1 pseudogene is annotated in these 231 nt (G+C 55.8%); it reads left to right on the top strand.

The features are described 5' to 3' along the window. Positions 1 to 119: pseudogene (locus ACZYOF_RS45060) on the top strand (IS630 family transposase); the annotation flags it as partial. Positions 120 to 231: the final 112 nt, after the last annotated feature.

Here is a 231-nt window from a genome sequence, read left to right as displayed (position 1 = left end):
GGCAACGGCGGCGAAATAAAACCCGAGCCCGAATCAAATGGATGTTCACAACCGACAAAGCTCGCGCCAAACTCGGCCGCGCCTATCCAGCCACCCCCAAAGAGTCAAAATCACTGTGATAGAAGTGGCTCTGCACAGTGATTTTGACGTGTTGGGTGGGCTGTCAAATTAGCTCCGGCAGGTCTTTCGGATCCACGAGGACCTCGATGCTGCGAGGTGTCCTTGGCTGCC

The sequence above is a fragment of the Bradyrhizobium sp. LeoA1Lang genome (assembly GCF_055413685.1).
The sequence above is the reverse complement of the archived record's forward strand: the minus strand, read 5'-3'. Positions and strand labels throughout refer to the sequence as shown.